The organism is Mycobacterium sp. 23 (genome assembly GCF_048287075.1).
GTDB lineage: Bacteria > Actinomycetota > Actinomycetes > Mycobacteriales > Mycobacteriaceae > Mycobacterium > Mycobacterium gordonae_B.
In genome coordinates this window covers 4645869-4666541 of sequence record NZ_JBLVUX010000005.1, presented here as the reverse complement: position 1 = coordinate 4666541, position 20673 = coordinate 4645869, and the positions used below count along the sequence as shown (strand labels likewise).

General features: G+C 66.0%; 19 protein-coding genes. 7 read left to right on the top strand and 12 right to left on the bottom strand.

The genetic code is table 11. The features are described 5' to 3' along the window. Nucleotides 1-13: 13 nt before the first annotated feature. Genes ACNQS7_RS22900 through ACNQS7_RS22885 form a run of 4 tightly spaced genes read left to right on the top strand, consistent with a single transcriptional unit; the run spans nucleotide 14 to nucleotide 4198 of the window. Nucleotides 14-1147, top strand: a complete 1134-nt coding sequence (locus tag ACNQS7_RS22900; protein ID WP_418014331.1) for an acyl-CoA dehydrogenase family protein — start codon at nucleotides 14-16, stop codon at nucleotides 1145-1147. Beyond that, the gene (locus ACNQS7_RS22895) at nucleotides 1147-2085 is read left to right on the top strand and encodes an acyl-CoA dehydrogenase family protein (RefSeq protein WP_418014330.1); all 939 of its coding nucleotides are present in this window, start codon (nucleotides 1147-1149) and stop codon (nucleotides 2083-2085) included. The genes ACNQS7_RS22900 and ACNQS7_RS22895 overlap by 1 nt, the downstream gene beginning before the upstream one ends. Then, nucleotides 2082-3038: an acyl-CoA dehydrogenase family protein gene (locus ACNQS7_RS22890; RefSeq protein WP_418014329.1), complete on the top strand. Its 957-nt coding sequence runs from the start codon at nucleotides 2082-2084 to the stop codon at nucleotides 3036-3038. The genes ACNQS7_RS22895 and ACNQS7_RS22890 overlap by 4 nt, the downstream gene beginning before the upstream one ends. Then, nucleotides 3032-4198: a pyridoxal phosphate-dependent aminotransferase gene (locus ACNQS7_RS22885; RefSeq protein ID WP_418016113.1), complete on the top strand. Its 1167-nt coding sequence runs from the start codon at nucleotides 3032-3034 to the stop codon at nucleotides 4196-4198. Before ACNQS7_RS22890 ends, ACNQS7_RS22885 begins: the two co-directional genes overlap by 7 nt. Here the strand turns inward: ACNQS7_RS22885 and ACNQS7_RS22880 are convergent. After that, entirely contained in the window at nucleotides 4163-5005 is an 843-nt protein-coding gene (locus tag ACNQS7_RS22880) for an arylamine N-acetyltransferase family protein (protein WP_418014328.1), read from the bottom strand. The genes ACNQS7_RS22885 and ACNQS7_RS22880 overlap by 36 nt on opposite strands. Before the next feature lie 97 nt (nucleotides 5006-5102). Here ACNQS7_RS22880 and ACNQS7_RS22875 point away from each other — a divergent pair, with 97 nt between their 5' ends. Next, the gene (locus ACNQS7_RS22875; RefSeq protein ID WP_418014327.1) at nucleotides 5103-8138 is read left to right on the top strand and encodes a protein kinase domain-containing protein; all 3036 of its coding nucleotides are present in this window, start codon (nucleotides 5103-5105) and stop codon (nucleotides 8136-8138) included. Between the two features lie 90 nt (nucleotides 8139-8228). After that, a complete protein-coding gene (locus ACNQS7_RS22870) occupies nucleotides 8229-8675 on the top strand; it encodes a hypothetical protein (protein WP_418014326.1) in 447 nt (148 codons plus the stop codon). 24 nt (nucleotides 8676-8699) lie between these two features. On the opposite strand, the gene ACNQS7_RS22865 is transcribed toward ACNQS7_RS22870, so the two are convergent. From ACNQS7_RS22865 to ACNQS7_RS22820, 10 genes are all read right to left on the bottom strand, one after another. Beyond that, the gene (locus ACNQS7_RS22865; protein ID WP_418014325.1) at nucleotides 8700-9056 is read right to left on the bottom strand and encodes a type II toxin-antitoxin system HicB family antitoxin; all 357 of its coding nucleotides are present in this window, start codon (nucleotides 9054-9056) and stop codon (nucleotides 8700-8702) included. A 293-nt stretch (nucleotides 9057-9349) separates the two neighbouring features. Further along, nucleotides 9350-9997: a hypothetical protein gene (locus tag ACNQS7_RS22860; protein ID WP_418014324.1), complete on the bottom strand. Its 648-nt coding sequence runs from the start codon at nucleotides 9995-9997 to the stop codon at nucleotides 9350-9352. Next, nucleotides 9994-10959 (bottom strand): MlaD family protein, encoded by a 966-nt coding sequence (locus tag ACNQS7_RS22855; RefSeq protein ID WP_418014323.1) that lies wholly within the window; start codon nucleotides 10957-10959, stop codon nucleotides 9994-9996. Before ACNQS7_RS22855 ends, ACNQS7_RS22860 begins: the two co-directional genes overlap by 4 nt. Beyond that, a complete protein-coding gene (locus tag ACNQS7_RS22850) occupies nucleotides 10956-11960 on the bottom strand; it encodes an MlaD family protein (protein WP_418014322.1) in 1005 nt (334 codons plus the stop codon). Before ACNQS7_RS22850 ends, ACNQS7_RS22855 begins: the two co-directional genes overlap by 4 nt. Beyond that, on the bottom strand, nucleotides 11957-13078 hold the full coding sequence (locus ACNQS7_RS22845; RefSeq protein ID WP_418014321.1) for an MlaD family protein: 1122 nt from the start codon (nucleotides 13076-13078) through the stop codon (nucleotides 11957-11959). The genes ACNQS7_RS22850 and ACNQS7_RS22845 overlap by 4 nt, the downstream gene beginning before the upstream one ends. A 1-nt stretch (nucleotide 13079) precedes the next feature. After that, on the bottom strand, nucleotides 13080-14009 hold the full coding sequence (locus ACNQS7_RS22840) for an MlaD family protein (protein ID WP_418014320.1): 930 nt from the start codon (nucleotides 14007-14009) through the stop codon (nucleotides 13080-13082). Nucleotides 14010-14083: 74 nt separating this feature from the next. Further along, nucleotides 14084-15100, bottom strand: a complete 1017-nt coding sequence (locus ACNQS7_RS22835) for an MlaD family protein (protein ID WP_418014319.1) — start codon at nucleotides 15098-15100, stop codon at nucleotides 14084-14086. Further along, nucleotides 15097-16089, bottom strand: a complete 993-nt coding sequence (locus tag ACNQS7_RS22830; RefSeq protein WP_418014318.1) for an MlaD family protein — start codon at nucleotides 16087-16089, stop codon at nucleotides 15097-15099. The genes ACNQS7_RS22835 and ACNQS7_RS22830 overlap by 4 nt, the downstream gene beginning before the upstream one ends. A gap of 3 nt (nucleotides 16090-16092) precedes the next feature. Next, on the bottom strand, nucleotides 16093-16977 hold the full coding sequence (locus ACNQS7_RS22825) for an MlaE family ABC transporter permease (RefSeq protein ID WP_418014317.1): 885 nt from the start codon (nucleotides 16975-16977) through the stop codon (nucleotides 16093-16095). Continuing rightward, nucleotides 16977-17882 (bottom strand): MlaE family ABC transporter permease, encoded by a 906-nt coding sequence (locus tag ACNQS7_RS22820; RefSeq protein WP_418014316.1) that lies wholly within the window; start codon nucleotides 17880-17882, stop codon nucleotides 16977-16979. The genes ACNQS7_RS22825 and ACNQS7_RS22820 overlap by 1 nt, the downstream gene beginning before the upstream one ends. 319 nt (nucleotides 17883-18201) lie before the next feature. On the opposite strand from ACNQS7_RS22820, the gene ACNQS7_RS22815 reads away from it, so the two are divergent. Continuing rightward, nucleotides 18202-19944 (top strand): GMC oxidoreductase, encoded by a 1743-nt coding sequence (locus ACNQS7_RS22815; protein ID WP_418014315.1) that lies wholly within the window; start codon nucleotides 18202-18204, stop codon nucleotides 19942-19944. 13 nt (nucleotides 19945-19957) lie between these two features. On the opposite strand, the gene ACNQS7_RS22810 is transcribed toward ACNQS7_RS22815, so the two are convergent. Next, nucleotides 19958-20566 (bottom strand): hypothetical protein, encoded by a 609-nt coding sequence (locus ACNQS7_RS22810; RefSeq protein ID WP_418014314.1) that lies wholly within the window; start codon nucleotides 20564-20566, stop codon nucleotides 19958-19960. Nucleotides 20567-20673: the final 107 nt, after the last annotated feature.

The window sequence follows — 20673 nt, the reverse complement described above, 5'->3', positions numbered from 1 at the left end:
GATTGGACCCGAGATGGATCTAGCTCTCGACGAAGAAACGCTGGCCTTTCAGGCCGAGGTGCGCGACTTTCTCGCCGCCAATCGCGAGCACATCCCGACGAAGTCCTACGACAACGCGGAAGGCTTCGCCCAGCACCGCGTTTGGGACAAGGTGCTGTTCGACGCCGGCCTGTCGGTGATCAACTGGCCCAGGAAATACGGTGGCCGCGAAGCGCCGCTGCTGCACTGGGTGGTCTACGAGGAGGAATACTTCCGCGCCGGCGCGCCCGGCCGTGCCAGCGCCAACGGCACCTCGATGCTGGCACCCACCCTGTTCGCGCACGGCACCGAAGATCAGCTGGACCGGGTGCTGCTGAAAATGGCCAGCGGCGAACAGATCTGGGCCCAAGCCTGGTCGGAGCCCGAGTCTGGCAGCGACCTGGCATCGCTACGGTCCACCGCCACCAAGACCGATGGCGGCTGGCTACTCAACGGGCAGAAGATCTGGAGCTCGCGGGCACCGTTCGCGGACATGGGTTTCGGGCTGTTCCGCTCCGACCCTTCCGCCCAGCGGCACAACGGGTTGACCTACTTCATGTTCGACCTCAAGGCCGAAGGCATCACCGTGCGCCCGATCGTCCAACTCGGTGGTGACACCGGCTTCGGGGAGATCTTCTTCGACGACGTCTTCGTGCCCGACGACGACGTCATCGGCACCCCCAACGACGGCTGGCGTGCGGCCATGAGCACCTCGAGCAACGAGCGTGGCATGTCACTGCGCAGCCCGGCCCGATTCCTGGCCGCCGCCGAGCGGCTGGTCAGCCTGTGGAAGGACAGCGGTTCACCGCCCGAGTTCGCCGAGAGAGTGGCGGACGGGTGGATCAAGGCACAGGCCTACCGGCTGCAGACCTTCGAAACCGTCACCCGGCTGGCACACGGCGGAGAGCTCGGCGCGGAATCCTCTGTCACCAAGGTGTTCTGGTCAGACCTGGACGTCGAGTTGCACCAGACCGCGCTCGACCTCCGGGGCGCCGACGGCGAGCTCGCCGGGCCCTGGACCGAAGGCCTGCTGTTTGCCCTCGGCGGCCCGATCTACGCCGGCACCAACGAGATTCAGCGCAACATCATCTCCGAACGACTGCTGGGCCTACCCCGGGAGAAGCGCTGATGGAATTCGCAATCGACGAACAGCAGCGCGACTTCGCTGCCAGCATCGACGCCGCCCTGGGTGCCGCCGATCTACCCGCCGCCGTGCGCGCCTGGTCAGCCGGCGACACCGCACCCGGACTCAAGGCCTGGGAGCAACTGGCCAACCTCGGCGTGACCGCGCTGATCGTGCCGGAGCGCTACGACGGCATCGAGGCCTCGCCGGTGGATCTGGTGGTCGCGATGGAGCGCCTCGGCCGCTGGTGCGTGCCGGGTCCGGTCACCGAATCCATCGCCGTGGCACCGATTCTGCTTGCCGATGACCAGCGCAGCGCCGAGCTGGCGTCCGGTGAGCTGACCGCCACCGTCGCGCTGCCGCCGGAAGTCCCGCGTGCGGTCGACGCCGACAGCGCCGGTCTGGTGTTGCTGGCCGGTCGGGGCAGCGTGACCGTGGGGACACCGGGCACGCGACACGACTCCGTCGATCCCAGCCGCCGCCTCTATGACGTCACCGCCACCGGCGACGCCTGGTCGGCAGATACCGAGAAGGCCTACGAGTTCGGCGCATTGGCTACCGCCGCCCAGCTGATCGGTGCCGCCGAGGCACTGCTGGCCGGCAGCGTGGACTACGCGAAGCAGCGCACGCAGTTCGGCCGGGTGATCGGCTCGTATCAGGCGATCAAGCACAAACTCGCCGACGTGCACATCGCGATCGAGCTGGCCAGGCCGCTGGTGTACGGCGCGGCGGTGTCGCTGCAACCGCGCGACGTCAGCGCGGCCAAGGTCGCCGCGGGTGAGGCGGGGCTGCTTGCCGCGCGTTCTGCTCTGCAGACCCACGGCGCCATCGGCTTCACCCAGGAGCACGATCTGTCGCTGCTGCTGTTGCGGGTGCAGGCACTGCGATCGGCCTGGGGTACACCGGAATCGCACCGACGCCGAGTATTGGAGGCGCTGTCATGACCACCTCGGACGAACGGGAGATGCTGCGGGAAACCGTGGCGGCCCTGGTCACCAAACATGCCGGTCCGGCAGCCGTGCGCTCCGCCATCGAGTCCGAGCGCGGGTACGACGAGTCGCTGTGGCAACTGTTGTGCGAGCAGGTCGGCGCGGCGGCCCTGGTAGTCCCCGAGGAACTGGGTGGGGCCGGCGGCGAACTGGCCGACGCCGCAACGGTTCTCCAGGAATTGGGCCGCGCGCTGGTGCCCTCGCCCCTGCTCGGCACCACGCTGGCCGAACTGGCCCTCCTGACCGCACCGTCGCCGGACGAAGAGACGCTCGGCGCACTCGCTGAGGGCAGTTCCATCGGGGCGCTGGTGCTGGACCCGGACTACGTGGTCAACGGCGACACAGCCGACGTCGTGGTCGCCGCCGCCGACGGCCGGCTGACCCGGTGGACCCGGTTCAACGCGCACCCCGTCGCCACCATGGATCTGACCCGCCGGCTCGCCCGGCTGGAACCCCAGGACACCGAGCCGCTGGGTGACGACCCGGGCCTGGCCGACATCGCCGCAATCCTGTTGGCGGCCGAGCAGATCGGCGCCGCGGAGCGCTGCCTGGACCTCACCGTCGAGTACGCCAAGAGCCGCGTGCAGTTTGGCCGTCCCATCGGCAGCTTCCAGGCGCTCAAGCACCGGATGGCCGACCTGTACGTCGCGGTCTCGGCGGCGCGCGCGGTCGTAGACGAGGCCTGCGCCGCGCCGTCGGCCACCAACGCCGCCACCGCGCGCCTGGCGGCCACCGAGGCGCTGAATACTGTTACGGCCGAGGGGATTCAGCTGCACGGTGGCATCGCGATCACCTGGGAGCATGACATGCATCTGTATTTCAAACGCGCGCACGGCAGTACGCATTTGCTGGACTCGCCGCAACAGCTGCTGAGCCGACTGGAATCCGAAGTACTCTCGACATCGTGAACCAGGTCGCGCTGCGCGCCGGAATCCCACCGTTCTATGTGATGGACGTGTGGCTGGCGGCCGCCGAGCGTCAGCGCACCCACGGCGACCTGGTGAACCTGTCGGCCGGCCAACCCAGCGTGGGCGCCCCCGAACCGGTGCGCGCCGCCGCCGCGGCGGCCCTGCATCTCAACCAGTTGGGCTACACGGTGGCACTCGGTATTCCGGAGTTGCGCGCGGCCATCGCGGCCGATTACCAGCGTCAGCACGGCATCTCCGTGGAGCCCGACGCGGTGGTGGTCACCACGGGTTCCTCCGGCGGATTCCTCCTCGCGTTCCTGGCGTGCTTCGACCTCGGCGACCGCGTCGCAATGGCCAGTCCCGGTTACCCGTGTTATCGAAACATTTTGTCGGCGTTGGGATGTGAGGTGGTGGAGATTCCCTGCGGGCCGGAGACGCGATTCCAGCCCACCGCGGAGCTGCTCGCCGAGCTGGATCCCCCGGTTCAGGGTGTCATCGTCGCCAGCCCGGCCAATCCCACCGGCACCGTCATTCCGCCCGAAGAACTCGCCGCGATCGCCTCGTGGTGCGACGAGTCCGGCGCCCGGCTGATCAGTGACGAGGTCTACCACGGACTGGTGTACAAGGGCGCGCCGCAGACCAGCTGCGCTTGGCAAACTTCGCGAAATGCGGTGATCGTCAACAGTTTTTCCAAGTACTTCGCGATGACCGGATGGCGGCTCGGCTGGCTGGTGGTGCCGACTGAGCTGCGCCGCGCAGTGGACTGCCTCACCGGTAATTTCACGATCTGTCCGCCGGTGCTGTCGCAGATCGCCGCGGTGTCGGCTTTCAGCGCCGACTCGATCGCCGAGGCCGAGGCCAATCTGCAGCACTATTCCGTCAACCGCACGATGCTGCTGGACGGATTGCGCCGCATCGGTGTCGACCGCCTGGCACCCACCGACGGCGCGTTCTACGTCTACGCCGACGTCTCCGACTTCACCACCGACTCGTTGACGTTCTGCTCGAAGCTGCTGGAAGAGACGGGCGTTGCGATCGCGCCGGGCATCGATTTCGACCCGGCGCGGGGCAACTCCTACGTCCGGCTGTCGTTCGCCGGACCTACCAGCGACATCGAAGCGGCCCTAAGCCGAATCGGTTCCTGGCTGCCGAGCCAGTAGGACGTCCACGCGGGCCTCGAGCCCGGCGGGATTCGGCACATCGATGCCGAACCGCTCGCGCAGGGTGCTCACCACCGTGGCCGCGTCGTCCAGCAGGATCTTCTCGCTGCCGTCGGCGCGGTGAATCGTCAACACGCGTCCGGCCAGGTTCAATCGCGCGTCGTCGGTGACCGCGGCCACCATCAGACCGGTCACGAAGTGTGACGACGGGTGCGTCGAGACGTACCAGCTTCCGACCGTCAGATCGATTTGCGGCCGGGTCTGGGTGGTGAACTCGTATAACGGCTGCCACTGCTCACGGACCCGGGCCTGCAGGACCAGTCCGTCACCGCGATCTTCCAGACGGAACGGCTCATGCGGCGTCTGCTGCTCGCCGCCGATCGCCAGACGCAGCGGCGCGGTGGGCGTCTGCCCGCCGAAACCGACGTCGACCAGGTACGGCCCATCGGAGTCGGGGAAGCTCACCGCCAGCAGGGTGTGCGTCTGGGCAGGAACGGGCGCGCCCGGCGGATTCATCCAGATCACCCGCCCCCCGAACCTGCGGACCTGAAAACCCAGGTCCGCCAACACATACCCCATCAAGCCGTTCTGCTCGTAGCAGTAGCCGCCGCGGCGGCGACGAACAAGCTTGTCGGCCAACGCATCCACGCTCAGATCGTCGACGGGTATGCCCATGAAGGGGTCGAGATTCTCGAACGGAATGGTGCGGGTATGAGCGGTCACCAGAGCCTGCAGGACCTCGAGGGTCGGCTCGGTGGCACCGTCGTAACCGACTCGGTCGAAGTACGCGTTCAGATCCACAGCCATGAAGCCATTCTGGCCTGAATGGCGACTACGCAGGGCCGGGTTCGCTACTGTTGACCTCGCGAAACAACCATCGCTGCGGAGGGGAAGCGTCGAATACATGCCAGAGGAAACCGACGGCGCGCCCGTCTCAGGCGGCATCGCTGACGAACTCACCGCGGCCGGGTTCGAGGACGCCCGGCAAGTCGGCCGTGGCGGCGCCGGGGTGATCTACCGCTGCTACGAGACGGCGCTGGGACGAAACGTTGCGGTCAAGGTCTTGCCCTCGCACTTCGACGAGGAGAGCAGGGAACGATTCCTGCGTGAGGGCTACGCCATGGGCGGGCTCTCCGGGCACCCGAACATCGTCCACATCCTGCGCGTCGGCATGACGGTCAACAACCGCCCCTACATCGTGATGCCCTACCACGCCGCGGATTCCCTTGCGGTCCGGCTGCGACACGAGGGTCCCGTGCCGTGGCCCGAGGCTTTGCGCATCGGGGTGAAGCTCTGCGGGGCACTGGAAACGGCACACCGCAACGGCACGCTGCACCGCGATATCAAGCCCGCGAACGTGCTCATCAACGATTACGGCGAACCGCAACTGAGCGACTTCGGGATCGCCCACATCGAGGGCGGCTACGAGACGGCGACCGGCTTCTTCTCCGGGACCATCGACTACACCGCTCCGGAAGTGATGACCGGTAATCCAGCCACGGTGGCGGCGGACATCTACTCACTGGGCGCCACCATTTACGCGCTGATCGCCGGTAACGCCGCCCATGAGCGTCGCAAGGGCGAGGACCTGATCGCGCAGTACCTGCGAATCAGCTCGACAGGTATCCCGGACATGCGTCCGGACGGCATCCCCGACGCCGTGTGCTCGGCCATCGAGCATGCGATGTCCGTTGATCCGGAGCAACGGCCGGGATCAGCGGAGGCATTCGGCCGCGAGTTGCAGGCCGCGCAGCGCGCCAGTGGGCTGAAGCCGGACGCGATGGCCATCACCAGCATGGGCGACAACACCGGGCGCACGTCGGTCGCAACGCCCGGCGCCTCAGTGACTCCGCCGGCGGCGACCGGGGTTACGCGGCAGATCCCCCCGCCGGGCCCGGACGAAGGCCCCACTTCCGCGATCAGCCGGTCGATTCCACCGCCGGTCGCCGAGCCTGCCGTTGCGCAGAACCCGGCCGAGGCGGCGAGAATCCTGCGCGATGCGCACGGCACCCATACGCAAGCGCAGGTCCCGCCGACGCCCGTCACAACGCCTCCGGGCAAGTCAGCGAACAACAACAAGAAGCTTCTACTGATCGGCGCGGCGGTGCTGGTCGTGCTGCTGTTGGTCGCCGGTGGTGTCTTCCTTGCAGTCTCGAAGGACAACAAGAGCACCAGCGCCAGCAGTCAACCGCGGACCCAGGCGCCGGTGGTGTGGAAGCCGATCACCAATGCGCGCATGGCGCGCGACGCGGTGGCGACAACGCAATCCGACGGCACCATCTGGATATTCGGTGGCGTCGGAAGCGACGGCAACGTCACGGGGCGACACGAGGGATACGACCCGGCCATCGACGAGTGGAAGGGCGGCGACGACCTGCCCGTCCCGGTTCAGCGCGCCATGGCGGTGACGTGGCAGGGCAACCCGGTGGTGCTCGGCGGCTGGAAGACCACCGGCACCAAACCTGTTGCGACCGATCAGGTCTGGCGGGTCGTCAACAGCCACTGGGTGGAGTTGCCGCATCTTCTGCAGCCCCGGGCGGCCGCGGCCGCGGCGGTCGTCGGCGACCGGATCATCGTCACCGGTGGCGTAGACGCGGGCGGTGCGCTGCTGAACACGACCGAAGTCTTCGACGGCAATTCCTGGACGCTGGGCGCGCCGCTGCCGACGCCGCGCCAGCTGCTCGCCGCGGCCACCAACGGCAAATTGGTGTACGCCGTCGGCGGCGCGAGTGGAAGCACGGATTCGGCCGCGGTCGAGGCCTATGACCCGGACGCGAAGACGTGGTCCACGTTGCCGCCGTTGCCGCGACCGCGCAGCGACCTCGGCGTAGCGATCGCCGACGGACGCCTGGTGGCGGTCGGCGGCCAGTCGGGCGGCGAAGTCCTCAAGAGCGTGTCGGTGTTCGACCTGATGGCCAAGACCTGGGACGGATTGCCCGACATGGCAACCGCACGGCACGGGATGGCTGTCGCCGCCGTCGAGAAGACGGTGTACGTGATCGGCGGGGCGACCGGGCCGGGCGATCAGCAGGTGGTTTCCGCGGCCGAAGCGCTCACCCTGCCGGCACGCAAGACGCAGCCCGCTGCGCAGTGGCGCAGCCTGCCGGACGCCAAGAGTCCGCGGCTGATGATGGCGTGGACGGTGCAGGGCGACAAAATCTGGGTGATCAGCGGGTTGTACAACGGCACCGTTCTGACCACGGTCGAAAGCTATGACCCGCGCAGCGGGGTCTGGGAGACCGGTCCGCCGTTGCCCATCGGGCTGCATCACGCGACGGCGGCGACGTACCGCAACGAGGTGGTGGTGCTCGGCGGCGCCAGCGACAACATCGCCGACGCCTCCAACAAGGTCTTCGCGCTGCGCGGTGGCAGCTGGGTCGAGTTGCCGAGCCTGACCCACGCCCGGGCCGCGCCGGCCGCCGCGGTGGTCGGGGACAAGCTGGTGGTCGTCGGTGGGCAGAACGCCAAGCAACTGGTGACCCAGACCGAGGTCTTCGACGGTACGTCGTGGAAGGACGCGGCCAAGATGCCGACGCCGCGCGAGCACCTCGCGGCGGTGTCGGACGGCACGTACATGTACACCGTGGGCGGCCGGTTCCTGTCGGCCGACAAGAATTCCGCGGCGTTCGAGCGGTACGACCCGCAAGCGGACGCCTGGACCAAGTTGGTCGACATGCCGACTCCGCGCGGAAGTTACGGCGCCACATTCATCGACGGGCGGGTCGTGGCGGTCGGTGGTGAGGAGCCGACGCAGGTGCTGGCCGTGGTGGAGTCCTACGACATCGCCGACGGCAAATGGTCGACGCTGCCACCGATGCCGACCGCGCGCCACGGCGAGGCGGTGGCGACCGTCGGGCACACCATCTACGTGATCGGCGGCGCGAACCGGCCGTCCCACGAGGGCGGTACCGCCACCGTCGAGGCACTGGACTTCATGTAGCACTTTTGGGGGCTTGTTTTATTTTTGTGGAATATGGGGATTCGCTCCAGACGGCCGCATACAGCAAACCGCCTAGCAATGGAGCTCACCATGAGTACCAGCAACATCGTGTTGATCGTGATCGCCGCACTGGTCGTCATCGCGGTGATCGTCGCACTGGTCGTCGTGTCCACCCGGGCCAAACGGCGCCGGCAGATTCAGCAGGCCGAGGAGATCCGCGAGCAGGCCAGAGTGGAGTCCGCCCGGGTCGAGCGCCGTGAGGCGCTGGCGGAGGAAACAGCCGCCCGGGCACGTGCCGCTCAGGCGGAGGCGGAGGCCAAAGCCGCCGAAGCCAAGCGTCTGCAGGATCGGGCGGCCGCGCATCAGAGCGAGGTCGCGACGTCGCGTGAACAGTTGGACGAGCAGTGGAAGCGCGCCGACACCATCGACCCGAACACCAGGCTGGAGAACGCCGAGCAGTCCCAGGCGCGGGACGAGGTTGTCACCCGCGAGGGTGCCTACGACGACACCGATCACTACCGCGGGGCGCGTACCTAGCCTGGGAAACGCGGCGACAGGCCGTCAGTCGAAGAACAGCTCGCCGAAGCTGTTCTTCGGCTGACGTCCTGAAAGCTGTTGCACCACCCACTGATTCATTGAGACGCCCTGTTCGGTGGCCTCGATAGCGAGCCGGGTGTGTAAAGCGCGCGACGTCCTGACGACGAACGTGCCGCTGTAGCCACGCTCGGTCAGCGGCGGGGGTGCCTCCCTGCCCTCCTCCCGGCAGGCCTTGAGGTGCAGTTCGACTGCTTTCGTCACCCGTGCGACAGCCTGCCGAGCCGCTGGCGCCCGTTCGGTCAGAAACGGCAACTCCAGGCACCTGGCCAGGTATTCGTGGGCTTCCGAACACCATTCGACGCGGAACGTGTAGCGGTTCACGTTGAACTGAGTAACACGGGGGCGTTACTGTCACCAGTCACCATTGACGACGGCCCCGCCTCCCTGAACACAACAGTCACAGTGGCACCGCGAAACTTGGGCACAAGTCCCTCTACAAGTTGATATCGCCGGTGATATCGACGTCCCACCCACGCAACCCGCAGCCCATCGCTCCAGCACTGAGTGATATCGAAGGCGATATCACATTCGAAACGGACTCATCCCTCGTGTTTAGAGGCGGAAGTGACATGTGTGACCACTGTCGTGCGTGGCGGTCCGATTCGCGCTACACCTCAGCGGCCCGGCGGCGGACCGGGGTCCAGCGGGCCGATCGGATCCGCACTCGCGTGGCTGCCCGTCTTGGGGCCGATGTCAGACACCTGCCACCCCGACCCGGCTTTGTTCACGGTGACCTGCAGCAGGATCAGCGACACCCGCGACTTGGGGTTCTGCAGGTTGCGTGTCGTCTGGGCAGCGGACACCACCACCTGATACACCTGCCCGGGCTGGGCCACCGGATCGGTCGCAAGCACCTCACCCGAGGACGTGACCTGCGCCTGCATCATGATGCCCTTGAGTAATTCGGTGGCGTTGACGTACTTGTCCTTCAACGTCTGCGACACCCCCTCTTCGACGGAGCGGAAGAAGGCGTCGGGATCCTCGAAGGTGTAGGTCAGCGACTTCAGCGCGTAGTCCCTGGCGAGCTTGGCCGCGGCCTCGCGATCGGAGTCAGCTTGCCGCACTGAGGCCAGTTCACCGGTCACGGCCCGGTATTTGTCGAACCCGAACCACCCGGCCGCGACGACCGCGGCGAGGACCAGCACAACGACTCCGAACCGCCTGCCGCGCAACCGCTTCGGGTGATCCTCGACAGGGACCTCGGCGGCGGCTTCGACCGCCTCGTCGACCATCTCTTCCTCGTCGATCAACGTGTCATTCATCGGTGTCCTTCCGGGATATTCACCTGCACGCGAACTCCGCCTGCATCGCTGAAAGTCGACTCCCACACGTCGACGAAGTGCCCTGCGTCGACTTTGAAACCGCGCAGCGGCGCGGTGGCCGGCTCCAAGGCCGCCGCGAACGTGCTCAGCGGCCCCGACAACATGTCGAGGTACTGCCTGAGGTTGGCCACCAGAGTGGGGACCGGAGCGCCGGGGGCGAACGCGCCATCGGCGGCGTGGGCATACGCATCGACCTCGCGGGTCAGCTTGGCCAACGCCAGGATCGAACTGGGTAGCAGCCGACCGCTTCTGCTCAGCACTCCGCCGACATCCTGGTCGCTGATGTTGTTGGTCAGCGTGGCGAGGTTGCCGAAGAGCGCGGCAAGTATCTGCTTGTTGTCCCGCTCGATTGTGGCCGCTCCACCGGCGGTGGCCGCAAGCGAGTCGATGGCGGCGTCGTTCCCGGAGAACACCTGCGACACAGTGCCGACGATGTTGTTGACGTACGTCGGGTTGAGTACCGAGAGCAACGCATTGGCCTTGTTGAGCAGGTCGCTGACGGTGACGGCAGACGCCACCCGCGCGGACGGAATCACCGCGCCGTCGCTGAAATAGGGCGGGGCAAGGTGAGTCGGCCGGAAGTCTATGTACTGCTCACCGACCAGGGAAAGATTCTGGATGCTTATCGCGCTGTCCGCCGGAATCGGATGTCCCCGGTCGAGTTCGATCGACACCTTCAGTCCGCTTGGGCTGGTATGGATCCCGCTCACCTTGCCGACCCGGATGCCGCGCATGGTCACCTGCGACGTCGGCATCAACCCACCGGAGTTGTCGAGCAACAACGTGAGCCGGGTGGGCTGGGCGGTGGGCTCCACCTTGAGCACTCCGATTGCCAGATAACCCGCACCCAGCAACGTGGCGAACGCGAGAATCACCACGGTGACACCGGCATTGAACTTCATGGCAGCATCCCCATCGTCTTCATCGCCGCGATCGCCGCGTCCGCCCGCGCTCCGGGGTCGACCGAGACGCTCAGACGAGGACCACCGTTGCTGTAGAACGGAATCAACTTGTCACGGATCAGCGCGACCATCTTGTCGGCCATCGCGGGCAGCGTGACGTCGGCCGAAGCGATGGTCCGCACCGTCGGCGTGATGTAGGACAGCATCTGCAGGAAGTCAGGGGCGTTGGGAACGAACAACTCTCCGCCGTAGCGGCCCAGGTCCTGCGCGCACACCAGCAATTGCACGATGCCGGGCAACACCGCGGACATCGCCCGCAGTCGCACCGGCCCCTCGTTGATCAGGCGGTCGAACGCTCCGGTCTCACTGAGTAACCCATTGCTGACACGTTCTGTGCTGGTGAGGATTTCGTCGATCTTGTCCTGGTTGGCGGCCAGGTCGCGCAGCATTCCCGCCAGCTTCTGGCGCATCCGGTCCAACTCGGCCGGGTCCTTGGAGAACGCCTTGTTGAAGTTGGCCACCGATTCTTCCAGCGTGTTCAATGAGCCGCCGGACACCAGGGTCGACACCGACCGCAGGATGTCCTCGACATTGTCGGCCGGCACGGTGTTCCGTAGCGGGATGGTGTCGCCGTCGTGCAGGTGGGCCGGCGCCGGGTTCTCGGCCGGCAACAACGCAATGTAGATGTCGCCCAACACCGTTGCCTGCCGCAACTCGGCCCGGGTGTTCTGCGGCAACTTGACCCTGTCGTTGACGTCGACGTAGGCGACCGCCGTGCTGCCGACCAGCGAGACACGGTCCAGGACACCGACCTGAACGCCGCCCAGGTCGACCTTGGCCCTCGCCGGCAGGTTCAGCACGCTGGAGAATTCAATCTTGATGGTGTACTTGCTGATCGGCACATAGGCCCCTGGCACCGGCAGCCGGGTGGGGTCGAGTGAGCAGCCCGAGAGCAGGCACGCGCAGGCCACCGAAGCCGCGACAAGCCAACGCCGAATCATGATGCCGCCCCGAGCAACAGATCGGTCAGCCCGAGGGTGACCGCATCGTTGTTCGCGCCGGGTGCGCACGCCGCCTCGGCGCCCGGCACGTTGCGTTGCCGCAGCACGTCGCAGATCGTGCTCGCCTGCGACGGCGACATCGACACCTGCGGCGGGATGTACGTGACGTTGTGCGACCCCCAGGCCGGCTGATACTGCGACGCAATCCAATTGGTGACCGGCGGCAAAGCATTGATGAAGCCGACGATCTGGGGGGTGTAAGCGGTGAGGACATCCCTGAGCCAGGGAACCAGCTTGTCGCCGATGTTGTTGTAGGCCCTGGGCCCGAACCGGTTCAAGGCGTCGACCAGCAAAGGCAACGCGTGCCCGAGATGCGCGAGCGCGGACCCGAACCCGTTCGACAGCCCCTCGATCATGCGCAGGCTCTCGGGCAAGGTCTGCAGCACGGTGGTGAAAGTGTCCCAGTGCGCCAGCAGGTCTGAGGTGAGAATCTCGCTGTTGGCCAGTAGTTGCCGGTATTCGGCATCGGCGTGGCCGGGATCGCCCACCAGGGTGACCAGATCCCGCAGCGTCTGATTGGTCTGCGGGCCGGTTCCTTCCAGGGAACGGCTCAACGCCGCCAGGCTCTGGTTGATCGCCTGAGCGCCGGGCGCCTTCGCCGGGTCCGGCCCGTCACCGAGGATGGCACCGGCGAGCTTATCGACAGCGGAGAAGGTTTGACTGACGCTGATCGGCGTCTTCGTCGATTCCAGCTTGATGCACTGGGCCCCGGAGAACTTCGGCCCGCCGGCGTAGGGCTTGGTGAGCTCGACGTGCCGGTCGGCGACGATCGACTGCGAGTACGTCAGCGCTCCCACATCGGCCGGCAATTCGAGGTCACCTGGCACGGTGAAGTCCACCTGCACGTAGTCCGGCTTGTTCGAGATCGCCGTCACCGAGCCCACGTCGATGCCCAGCAACTGCACCTTGTTCCCGGGATAAAGCCCCACCGCGTCACTGAATTCGGCGCACAACGCCCGGGTGGCAGGTGCCATCACCTTGGCCCCGGTGACCGCGAGAGCGACGACTCCGGCCACCACGGCAAGCACCGCGGCGCCGATCCATCCGAATTTCTTCATATCAGCACTGCTTCACCATGTTGGGCAGACAGACAGCGGGGGCTCGTACCACCCGGTTGCTCTGGTCCACGACGACACCGTGCCCCTGCAGCATCGGCAGCAACACATTGACGATCTGAGACAGGCCCTCGGTGGCCTTGCCGACCCGCTCCGGGCGCGCCACCAGCGCGGTGACGATGTCGTCGATGCCGTTGACCGAGGGGGCCAACTCCCGGTTGTAGAACACCATCGCCCGGTCGATGATGCGGGTCAATTCGCTGAGCAGCGTGAAAAACTCGACGATGTCGACCGACTTGGTGGTGTATCGCTGCCCCACCAGCGCGAACTGCTCGATCAGGGCCGTGAGTTGCTGACGTCCATTGGCGAACGCGCCGGCGGCGTCGTTGACGAAGTCGAGGCCGCGGTGGAAATCACCACTCATCTTGCTCAGCGATCCGGTCAATTCGTTGGCGGACTGCAGGATCTCGCGCAGCGCGTTGGGATACTTGTCGGTCGCGTTGGCGAGTTCGGTAAAGGTGTCGTGGATGACCTGACCGTTGACGTCGCGCAGAAACGGGGTGGCGGCCTGGATGATGTCGTTGCCCTCGAACGGCGTTTTGACCCGCTGAGGCGGAATGACATTGTGGCCCAACGGCGTACGACCCTGAGGGTCGAGAGCCACGTAATGCCCGCCCAGCGGGGTCAGTAGGCGGATATCCAGCGTCGAATCGGACCCGACCGCCACCGAGCGGTCGACGTCGAACGTCATCTCGACGAGTGTCCGGCTCAACCGCACCCCGGTCACCTTGCCCACCGGCACGCCGGCTACGCGAATCTCGTCGCCGACGCGCACGCCGCCGGAGGTCGCCGCGTGTGCGGTGTAGCCGGCCTGCCCCGCCGGATTGACATAAGCCAACCCGGTGGTGACCAGCGCGACCACGATTGCGAACACACCGACAATGCCGAGACGGCGGTTGCGTACGGCCTCGCCGCGATCATCGAGCGCACGACGGCTCCGCACGCCCATCATCGGCACACCACCAAACCCTGTTGGGCGAACGACACTTCACCGACGCCGGGGAGCCGCACCTCGCCGTTGGAGCAGGTGTACGCCGGCCGTTCGTCGTCGACCAGAGAGTCACGCAGCCCCTGAATCAGGGTGGGAGTCAAAGACAGCCCGGCGATCACGGTAGGTGTCTGTGGGAACATCCGGGTGGCCATTCCGTACAGCGGCGACGTCGAGGCGTCGAACCCGCGTTCGGCGGTCTGTAACACCTGTACGAGGCTGCGCATCATCGGCAGTTCGATATCGATCGAGGTACGGAACTGCTCTGCTTTGGATGTGAAAGTCGCCAGCGCATCGTTGAGCGCGTTGATGAGGTTGAACAACTGCTGCGACTTACCACCGAGATCATGTGACAGGTCACTGAGGTTGTGCAGCAGCAGAGTGATGACGGCCTGCCGGTTGACGGCGTACTTGGATATGACGTCGAGATCCCGTAGGACCGGGCCGATTCCGGTGTCGTCGCCCTGAATCAAACGCAGCAGGTTCTCGCCGAACTGGTTGAGCTGAGCTGCGTCCAGCGTCTGGAACACTGGCCGGAAACCGTTGAAAAGCTTGGTGATATCGAATGACGGCACCGTCTGCCCCACCGGGATGGCCGAACCTTCGGGCAGTCGCTGGCCGGCCCGTTCGCCCGAGGAAGCGGTCTGCACCAGTTCCACATAGCGTTGTCCCAACAGATTCTGGTAGCGCACCGCCGCAATGGTGTTGCGATACAGCGGATGTTCGTTGAGGGCACTGAAATCGACTCTGGCGGTGCGGCCCTCGAGCTGGATCCCCTCCACCTTACCGACCTGCACTCCGGAGATGCGGACGTCGTTGCCCACGTCCAGCCCGGAGACATCGGTGAACGTTGCCGAGTAGTGGGAGACTGCCCCGTTGACCGGACTCCGCAATGCGGTGAGCAGCAGGATCGCGCACACCGTGGCGACCGCGGTGAACGTCGTCAGCCAAAACACCGGCCTGGCCAGTTTCTTCATCGGCGCGGTCCACCGTCCAGCGATACCTCGGTGCGCAGGCGCACCTGGCCGTCGACCACGATCAGGGCGCCGTCCGCGCGATCGACCAGGCTGGACAGCCGGTCATAGGCGGGAGCAAGGCTGCCCGCGGCGAAGGACGCCGGTATGCCGACATTCATGATCGCGTTGACCATCTGCACGATCCAGGCGCTGTTCTGCCCGGCGAGGTGTCCGACGTCGACCAGCAACTGCCCGGTCTGCTGAAAGACCAGGTTGGTCCGCTCCACACCACCGGGTCCGACGAGTGGGGTCAGACCGTCTACCAGGTTGGTGCTCAGCCCGACCACCGGAAGCGCGTCGCCCAGGCCGGTCACGAACGATGCCAGCACCGAAAGCGATTGGGCAACAGGCATGGTGTTGGTGTCGGCGATGATCTTGGCCAGATCCGACCCGGCTCTGGCCAATGGCTCGACGATGTCGGCGTGTCGTCGCAGCACCTCGATGACGTGCTCGAATTCCGGGTTGTCGAAACTGCGGCTCAGCTTCTGCCCCTGCCGCAACAATCCGGTGATCGACGCTGCCTGCACGTCGGCGCTCATCACCAGCGTCTGGTTTGACCGCAGCGGCGGACCGTTTCCGTCACTGACGAGTTCGACTGCCGCCGTGCCGAATACGTTCGACGAGGTGAACCTGGCTTTGGTGTCGGTGGTCAGCGCCCCGGCCTGCCGCGGGTCGAGCACCACCGTCATCCGCTGCCGGTTGTAGCCGACCGATTCCAGTTCCTTCACCGAGCCGATAGCCAGGCCATGGAACTTGACCTCCGCGCCGGGGGCCAGGCCTTCGCCGATCGTATTGGCGATCACAGTGAGCTTGAACGTGTCGTCGTAGGTCCCCTGGGCGGTCTGGTAGAGCACGGCGCCGATCAGTGCCAGCACCACCGCGACGATCAGGCCGCGGATCCTCAGACTGGTTACGGTCGCTCGTCGCGCGACCAGGTCTCGAATCGTCATCTGCTACCCCGACAACCGAAGGCCAGGATTGTTGCCCCAGAACACCAGCGTCAGCACCATGTCGGCGACGACCACCGAAATCAGGCTGGCCCGGATAGCACGTCCCGAGGCCTGGCCGACGCCCTCGGGGCCGCCCGCCGCGTAATAGCCCTCATAGCAGTGGATCGCCACGATCAGCAGCACGAAGATCGCCGCCTTGACCACCGAGAGCAGCACGTCGGACGGTTGGATGAAGGCGTCGAAGTAGTGGTAGTAGGTGCCGGAGGACTGATGGTGCACCACGTTGACCACCAGGGAGCAGAACAGGTAACTCAGCACCAGTGACATCAGGTAGAGCGGGATGATGGTGATGACGCCGGCGACGACACGAGGGGTCACCACGTAGGGAATCGACGAAATGCCCTGCACCTCAAGAGCATCGATCTCCTCGGATATCCGCATCGAGCCGATTTCGGCAGTCATCCGGGTGCCCGCCTGCGCGCCGAACCCGATCGCCGCGATCATCGGAGCCATCTCCCGGGTATTGGCGTAGGCGGAGATGAAGCCGGTGAGCGGGCCCATGCCGACCATGTCCAGGGCGGCATAGCCCTCGATGCCGACCGACGCGCCGATTGCGGCGCCCATGAAGATCAGCACACCGACGGTCCCCCCACCGACGATCAATGATCCGTTGCCCCAGATCATGTCGACGAGGATCGCCCCGGTGTGGCGGCGGTATCTGGTCACGGTCCGCGGTATCGCGCCGAGCGCCATGATCAAGAAGCTGGCCTGGTGCCCCAGCCGTTCGAAGAAGGACAGGCCCCGATTGGCCACCCCCAGAGGCAGCCGCAACACCGCCGCCATTCCACCTGGCCGGTACCGGGCCGGCCTGGCCACGTACCCCGCCATCAGCCCACCTTCGTCGGCATGAGCGTGGTGACCAGTTCGGTGATCACCAGGTTCAGCACGAAGACGGCGACCACGCCCAGCACGACGGCGGCATTCACCGCGTCAGCCACTCCGCGCGGACCACCCCGGGCCTCCAGCCCACGCTGACAGGAGATCAGCGTGACGATCACACCGAAGAGCCAGGTCTTCAACAGCGCAACGACGAGATCGGCTGTGGTGGCGAAAGATCCGAACGATGCGATGTAGCTGCCCGGCGTCCCGGACTGGAAACTCACATTGATCACGTAGCCGGCCGAGAGTCCCATGAAGATGATGAAGACACACAACAGCGGCGCTACCAGGATCATCGCCGCCAGCCGCGGGGTGACCAGACGCTGCACCGGGTCGATGCCCATCACCCGCAGCGCATCGACCTCGTCCCGGATGCTGCGCGCGCCGAGGTCGGTGGTGACCGCCGCGCCGGCCGCCCCGCCCAGCAGCAGGGCGGCAACGATCGGTGCGGCCTGCCGGATGACACCGAGGCCGCCGGCCGCGCCGGAGATCGATGTCGCACCGACCTGCTGAATGACGCTGCCCACCTGCACCGCGACGATGACGCCGAACGGAATGGAGATCAGCAGCGCGGGAATCGCGGTGACGCTGACGATGAACGCCGCCTGGTTCAGCGTGTCCCGCCACGGGTGACGCAGCCGGAACAGATCGGTGATCAGGTACACGGCCGACTGCACGGCCAGCTCGAAGAACCGGCCGAGCGTCTGCAGCGACCCGTCAGCCTTCTGCACAGCCCGGCGCCCCGCACGGACGATCCGCGGACTGTCACGGCGCCGCACGACCGGCGCTTCGGGTGCGACCGTCGCATCCGTCGGCGCACCGACCACAACTGGGCAGGCAGACGAAAAAGACATGACGGTTCCCCGGGATCACACGGAAGTTTGCGCTAACAGACGTTGTTAGTGGATCGCACAGTACAACACATTGCGTTATTAAAGCGAGTCCCGATGGTTATTTCCTCCGGCGTCGCGATCGAGTGTCCAGGGCTTTGACATATGGAGGTTATTTTCAAATGTAAAGGTACTTTACGTGGCTGCGGTGGGCCCTCGATAAGCGCCGCCGAGTCAAGACCGCAAACTTTGTCCGCCAATTTGGGAAGAACTGTGGTTTGGGAGCCGCCGCGGGTTTAGGCTGCGCTACATTTACCGGTCCCCGACATTGGAGGTTGCCCTCATGGAGGCAACGCCCTTCCGAGCGGCCCCGCAGCCCGCCGCTTCTTTGGCCACTCCCCACGACGCACTTCGCAGCGAGTACGACGTGGTGATCCTGGGCTCCGGCTACGGCGGCGCCATCACCGCCGCGCGCCTCGGTGTCGCGAATGCACGGGCGGGCGGCAAGCTGCGCATCGCCGTCCTGGAGCGCGGTTCCGAGCATCCGACCGGCACGTTCCCGGAGACCGAGAAGGCGGCCGCGGCCGAACTGCGCTCTCCGCTCAACCCACTCGGGTTGATCGAACTCGAACGGTTCAAGACCATCGACGTCATCCATGCGAACGGGCTCGGCGGCACGTCGTTGATCAACTTCAACGTGGCGATCGTGCCGGATCGCGAAGTGTTCCTCGCGTCGTGGCCGAAAGAATTCCAACGGCTGGTGGACCAGGAGCGTGAGGGGGTCGGCGGGCTCGACGAGTACTACGGGCGAGCGCGGCGCATGCTCGGCGCGGTGCCTTACGCGGAGAACGTGCCGCTGCGGCGGGTCGACGCGTTCACCCAGATCGCAAAGAACGCCGGAGCCCAGCTACAGCTGCTCAACCTCACGGTCAGCACGGAGGACCGGATCACGAAATACGGCGTCCAGCGACGTCGCTGCCCCAATCACGGCGGCGACGGCACCGGCGACAACACGGGGTCGAAGAACACCCTGATGACCAACTACCTGCCGATGGCCGCGCACTTCGGCGTCGAGTTGTTCGCCGGCATCGAGGGTCTGCGCGTCGAGCCGGCTGACGACGGCCGGTGGCGCGTCATCACCCGTCGCACGAATGGGAAGGGGGGCGAAGAGACCGCCGTCGTCGCCCGGCACGTCGTGGTGTCGGCGGGCACGCTCGGGAGCAACGGCATCCTGCTGCGTTCGGGTCAGGCCGGTTTGCGGTTGTCCACCCGCCTCGGCAAGAACTTCAGCGGCAACGGCGACAACTTCGGCATCGCCTACAACACCGACATGCAGACCGACACCCAGACCTGGGCCACCACCGACGGGCCACCCCGCTCTCTGCTGGCCTGCGGACCCAGCATCACCGCCGCCATGCGCTTCGGCGCGGACCAGTCCGACCTGCGTAAACGCTTCACGGTGCAGGATCTGTCACTGCCTCGCGCGCTGATCGACAGCTTCCGCTTCGGGTTGATGGGCTTGGCCGCGACCAGCTACCGCGACTACCGCAAGGCCAAGCTCGACCGGTGGCGCCGCGACATCACATTCAACACCGACGGGGCGATGAACCACTCGCTCGGCTTCCTGATCATGGTGCACGACAACTCCGACGGCGAGCTGGTGCTGCGCAAGAACGGCACCGTCAAAATCGACTGGCCCGGGGCGCCCACCGAGCTCGTCTACAGGGACGTCGACGCCGTCATGCGGCCGGCCGTCGAGGCCATCGGCGGGACCTACATCAAGAACCCGCGGTGGGACAAGCGGTTCCTGGGCAAGCATCTGATCACCGCGCACCCGATGGGTGGGTGCACCACCGCGGACAACGTCGACGCGGGCGTCGTGGACCATGCCGGACGGGTGTTCCGGCCGGACGGCGGTACCTACGACGGGCTCTACGTCTGCGACGCGTCGGTGATCCCGCGAGCCATCGGGGTCAACCCGTTCCTGACCATCTCGATGTTCGCCGAGCGGACCGCCGAACTGATGCGCGAGGACCTGGGTCTGCCCGGTTATGACCCGGCCGTCGAAGGCGACGACCGGGCCTAGAGCCAGGCTTGCACTAGGTGCGCAGCGCGAAGAAGCCGATCATCTCGTAGCGGTCGCGCGGCAGGCGGAACAAGATCTTGCCCAGGTAGGTGCCGGGCACCACCTCGACCAGCTCGTCCCGAATGCTGCGGATGATGACGTAGGGGTTCTCTTTGACGTCGGCGTAATCGATGACCATGACTTGGACGTCCGGGTCCAGCTTGCCCGCGTCCTGGTAGGTCTTGAAGTCGAAGGCGAGCTTGCCGTCGGCGGCGTCCTTCATCTTGTACAGCGGCCACAGCAGCTTGGAGGGAAGCTTGGCGTTGGAGGTCATCCGGTTGTCGCCGGTGCCGGCCGCCAGATCGAATCGCTTACCCTGCCACGGCATCCACAGGCTGGTGACGAAGCGGGCCGCAGCGTCGACGACCTGATTGGTCGTGGTCATCACCAGGATGCCGTCGGTCGGTCCGTCCAGGTCACCCGGCGGCGTTCCCTTGCGGAAGATCGCGTCGAGTTCAGCTGCCGCGCCGTCACTGTCCGACTTCGCCCGTTCCTTCAGGTCGACGATCCATTGCCAAGCTTCCTCTGCCGCGTCTCTCTTCCGGAGTTCGGAGACGCGGGTTTCGGTTGCTTCAATTGACATTTCATACCCTCACTGTGATCGGGCCCCCATAGGTAATCCAGGCGGAGCGCAATGGCCCAGATGTTAACTCTGTAATAGCCGAAATGGAACAGCTTTTTCAAAAGACA

What these genes read in the sequence shown, in the direction of transcription:
- ACNQS7_RS22830 (WP_418014318.1), bottom strand. Translation starts at nt 16,089, where the DNA reads ATGACGATTCGAGACCTGGTCGCGCGACGAGCGACCGTAACCAGTCTG.
- ACNQS7_RS22870 (WP_418014326.1), top strand. Translation starts at nt 8,229, where the DNA reads ATGAGTACCAGCAACATCGTGTTGATCGTGATCGCCGCACTGGTCGTC.
- ACNQS7_RS22835 (WP_418014319.1), bottom strand. Translation starts at nt 15,100, where the DNA reads ATGAAGAAACTGGCCAGGCCGGTGTTTTGGCTGACGACGTTCACCGCG.
- ACNQS7_RS22880 (WP_418014328.1), bottom strand. Translation starts at nt 5,005, where the DNA reads ATGGCTGTGGATCTGAACGCGTACTTCGACCGAGTCGGTTACGACGGT.
- ACNQS7_RS22900 (WP_418014331.1), top strand. Translation starts at nt 14, where the DNA reads ATGGATCTAGCTCTCGACGAAGAAACGCTGGCCTTTCAGGCCGAGGTG.
- ACNQS7_RS22820 (WP_418014316.1), bottom strand. Translation starts at nt 17,882, where the DNA reads ATGTCTTTTTCGTCTGCCTGCCCAGTTGTGGTCGGTGCGCCGACGGAT.
- ACNQS7_RS22850 (WP_418014322.1), bottom strand. Translation starts at nt 11,960, where the DNA reads ATGATTCGGCGTTGGCTTGTCGCGGCTTCGGTGGCCTGCGCGTGCCTG.
- ACNQS7_RS22815 (WP_418014315.1), top strand. Translation starts at nt 18,202, where the DNA reads ATGGAGGCAACGCCCTTCCGAGCGGCCCCGCAGCCCGCCGCTTCTTTG.
- ACNQS7_RS22860 (WP_418014324.1), bottom strand. Translation starts at nt 9,997, where the DNA reads ATGAATGACACGTTGATCGACGAGGAAGAGATGGTCGACGAGGCGGTC.
- ACNQS7_RS22855 (WP_418014323.1), bottom strand. Translation starts at nt 10,959, where the DNA reads ATGAAGTTCAATGCCGGTGTCACCGTGGTGATTCTCGCGTTCGCCACG.
- ACNQS7_RS22810 (WP_418014314.1), bottom strand. Translation starts at nt 20,566, where the DNA reads ATGTCAATTGAAGCAACCGAAACCCGCGTCTCCGAACTCCGGAAGAGA.
- ACNQS7_RS22895 (WP_418014330.1), top strand. Translation starts at nt 1,147, where the DNA reads ATGGAATTCGCAATCGACGAACAGCAGCGCGACTTCGCTGCCAGCATC.
- ACNQS7_RS22825 (WP_418014317.1), bottom strand. Translation starts at nt 16,977, where the DNA reads ATGGCGGGGTACGTGGCCAGGCCGGCCCGGTACCGGCCAGGTGGAATG.
- ACNQS7_RS22845 (WP_418014321.1), bottom strand. Translation starts at nt 13,078, where the DNA reads ATGAAGAAATTCGGATGGATCGGCGCCGCGGTGCTTGCCGTGGTGGCC.
- ACNQS7_RS22890 (WP_418014329.1), top strand. Translation starts at nt 2,082, where the DNA reads ATGACCACCTCGGACGAACGGGAGATGCTGCGGGAAACCGTGGCGGCC.
- ACNQS7_RS22875 (WP_418014327.1), top strand. Translation starts at nt 5,103, where the DNA reads ATGCCAGAGGAAACCGACGGCGCGCCCGTCTCAGGCGGCATCGCTGAC.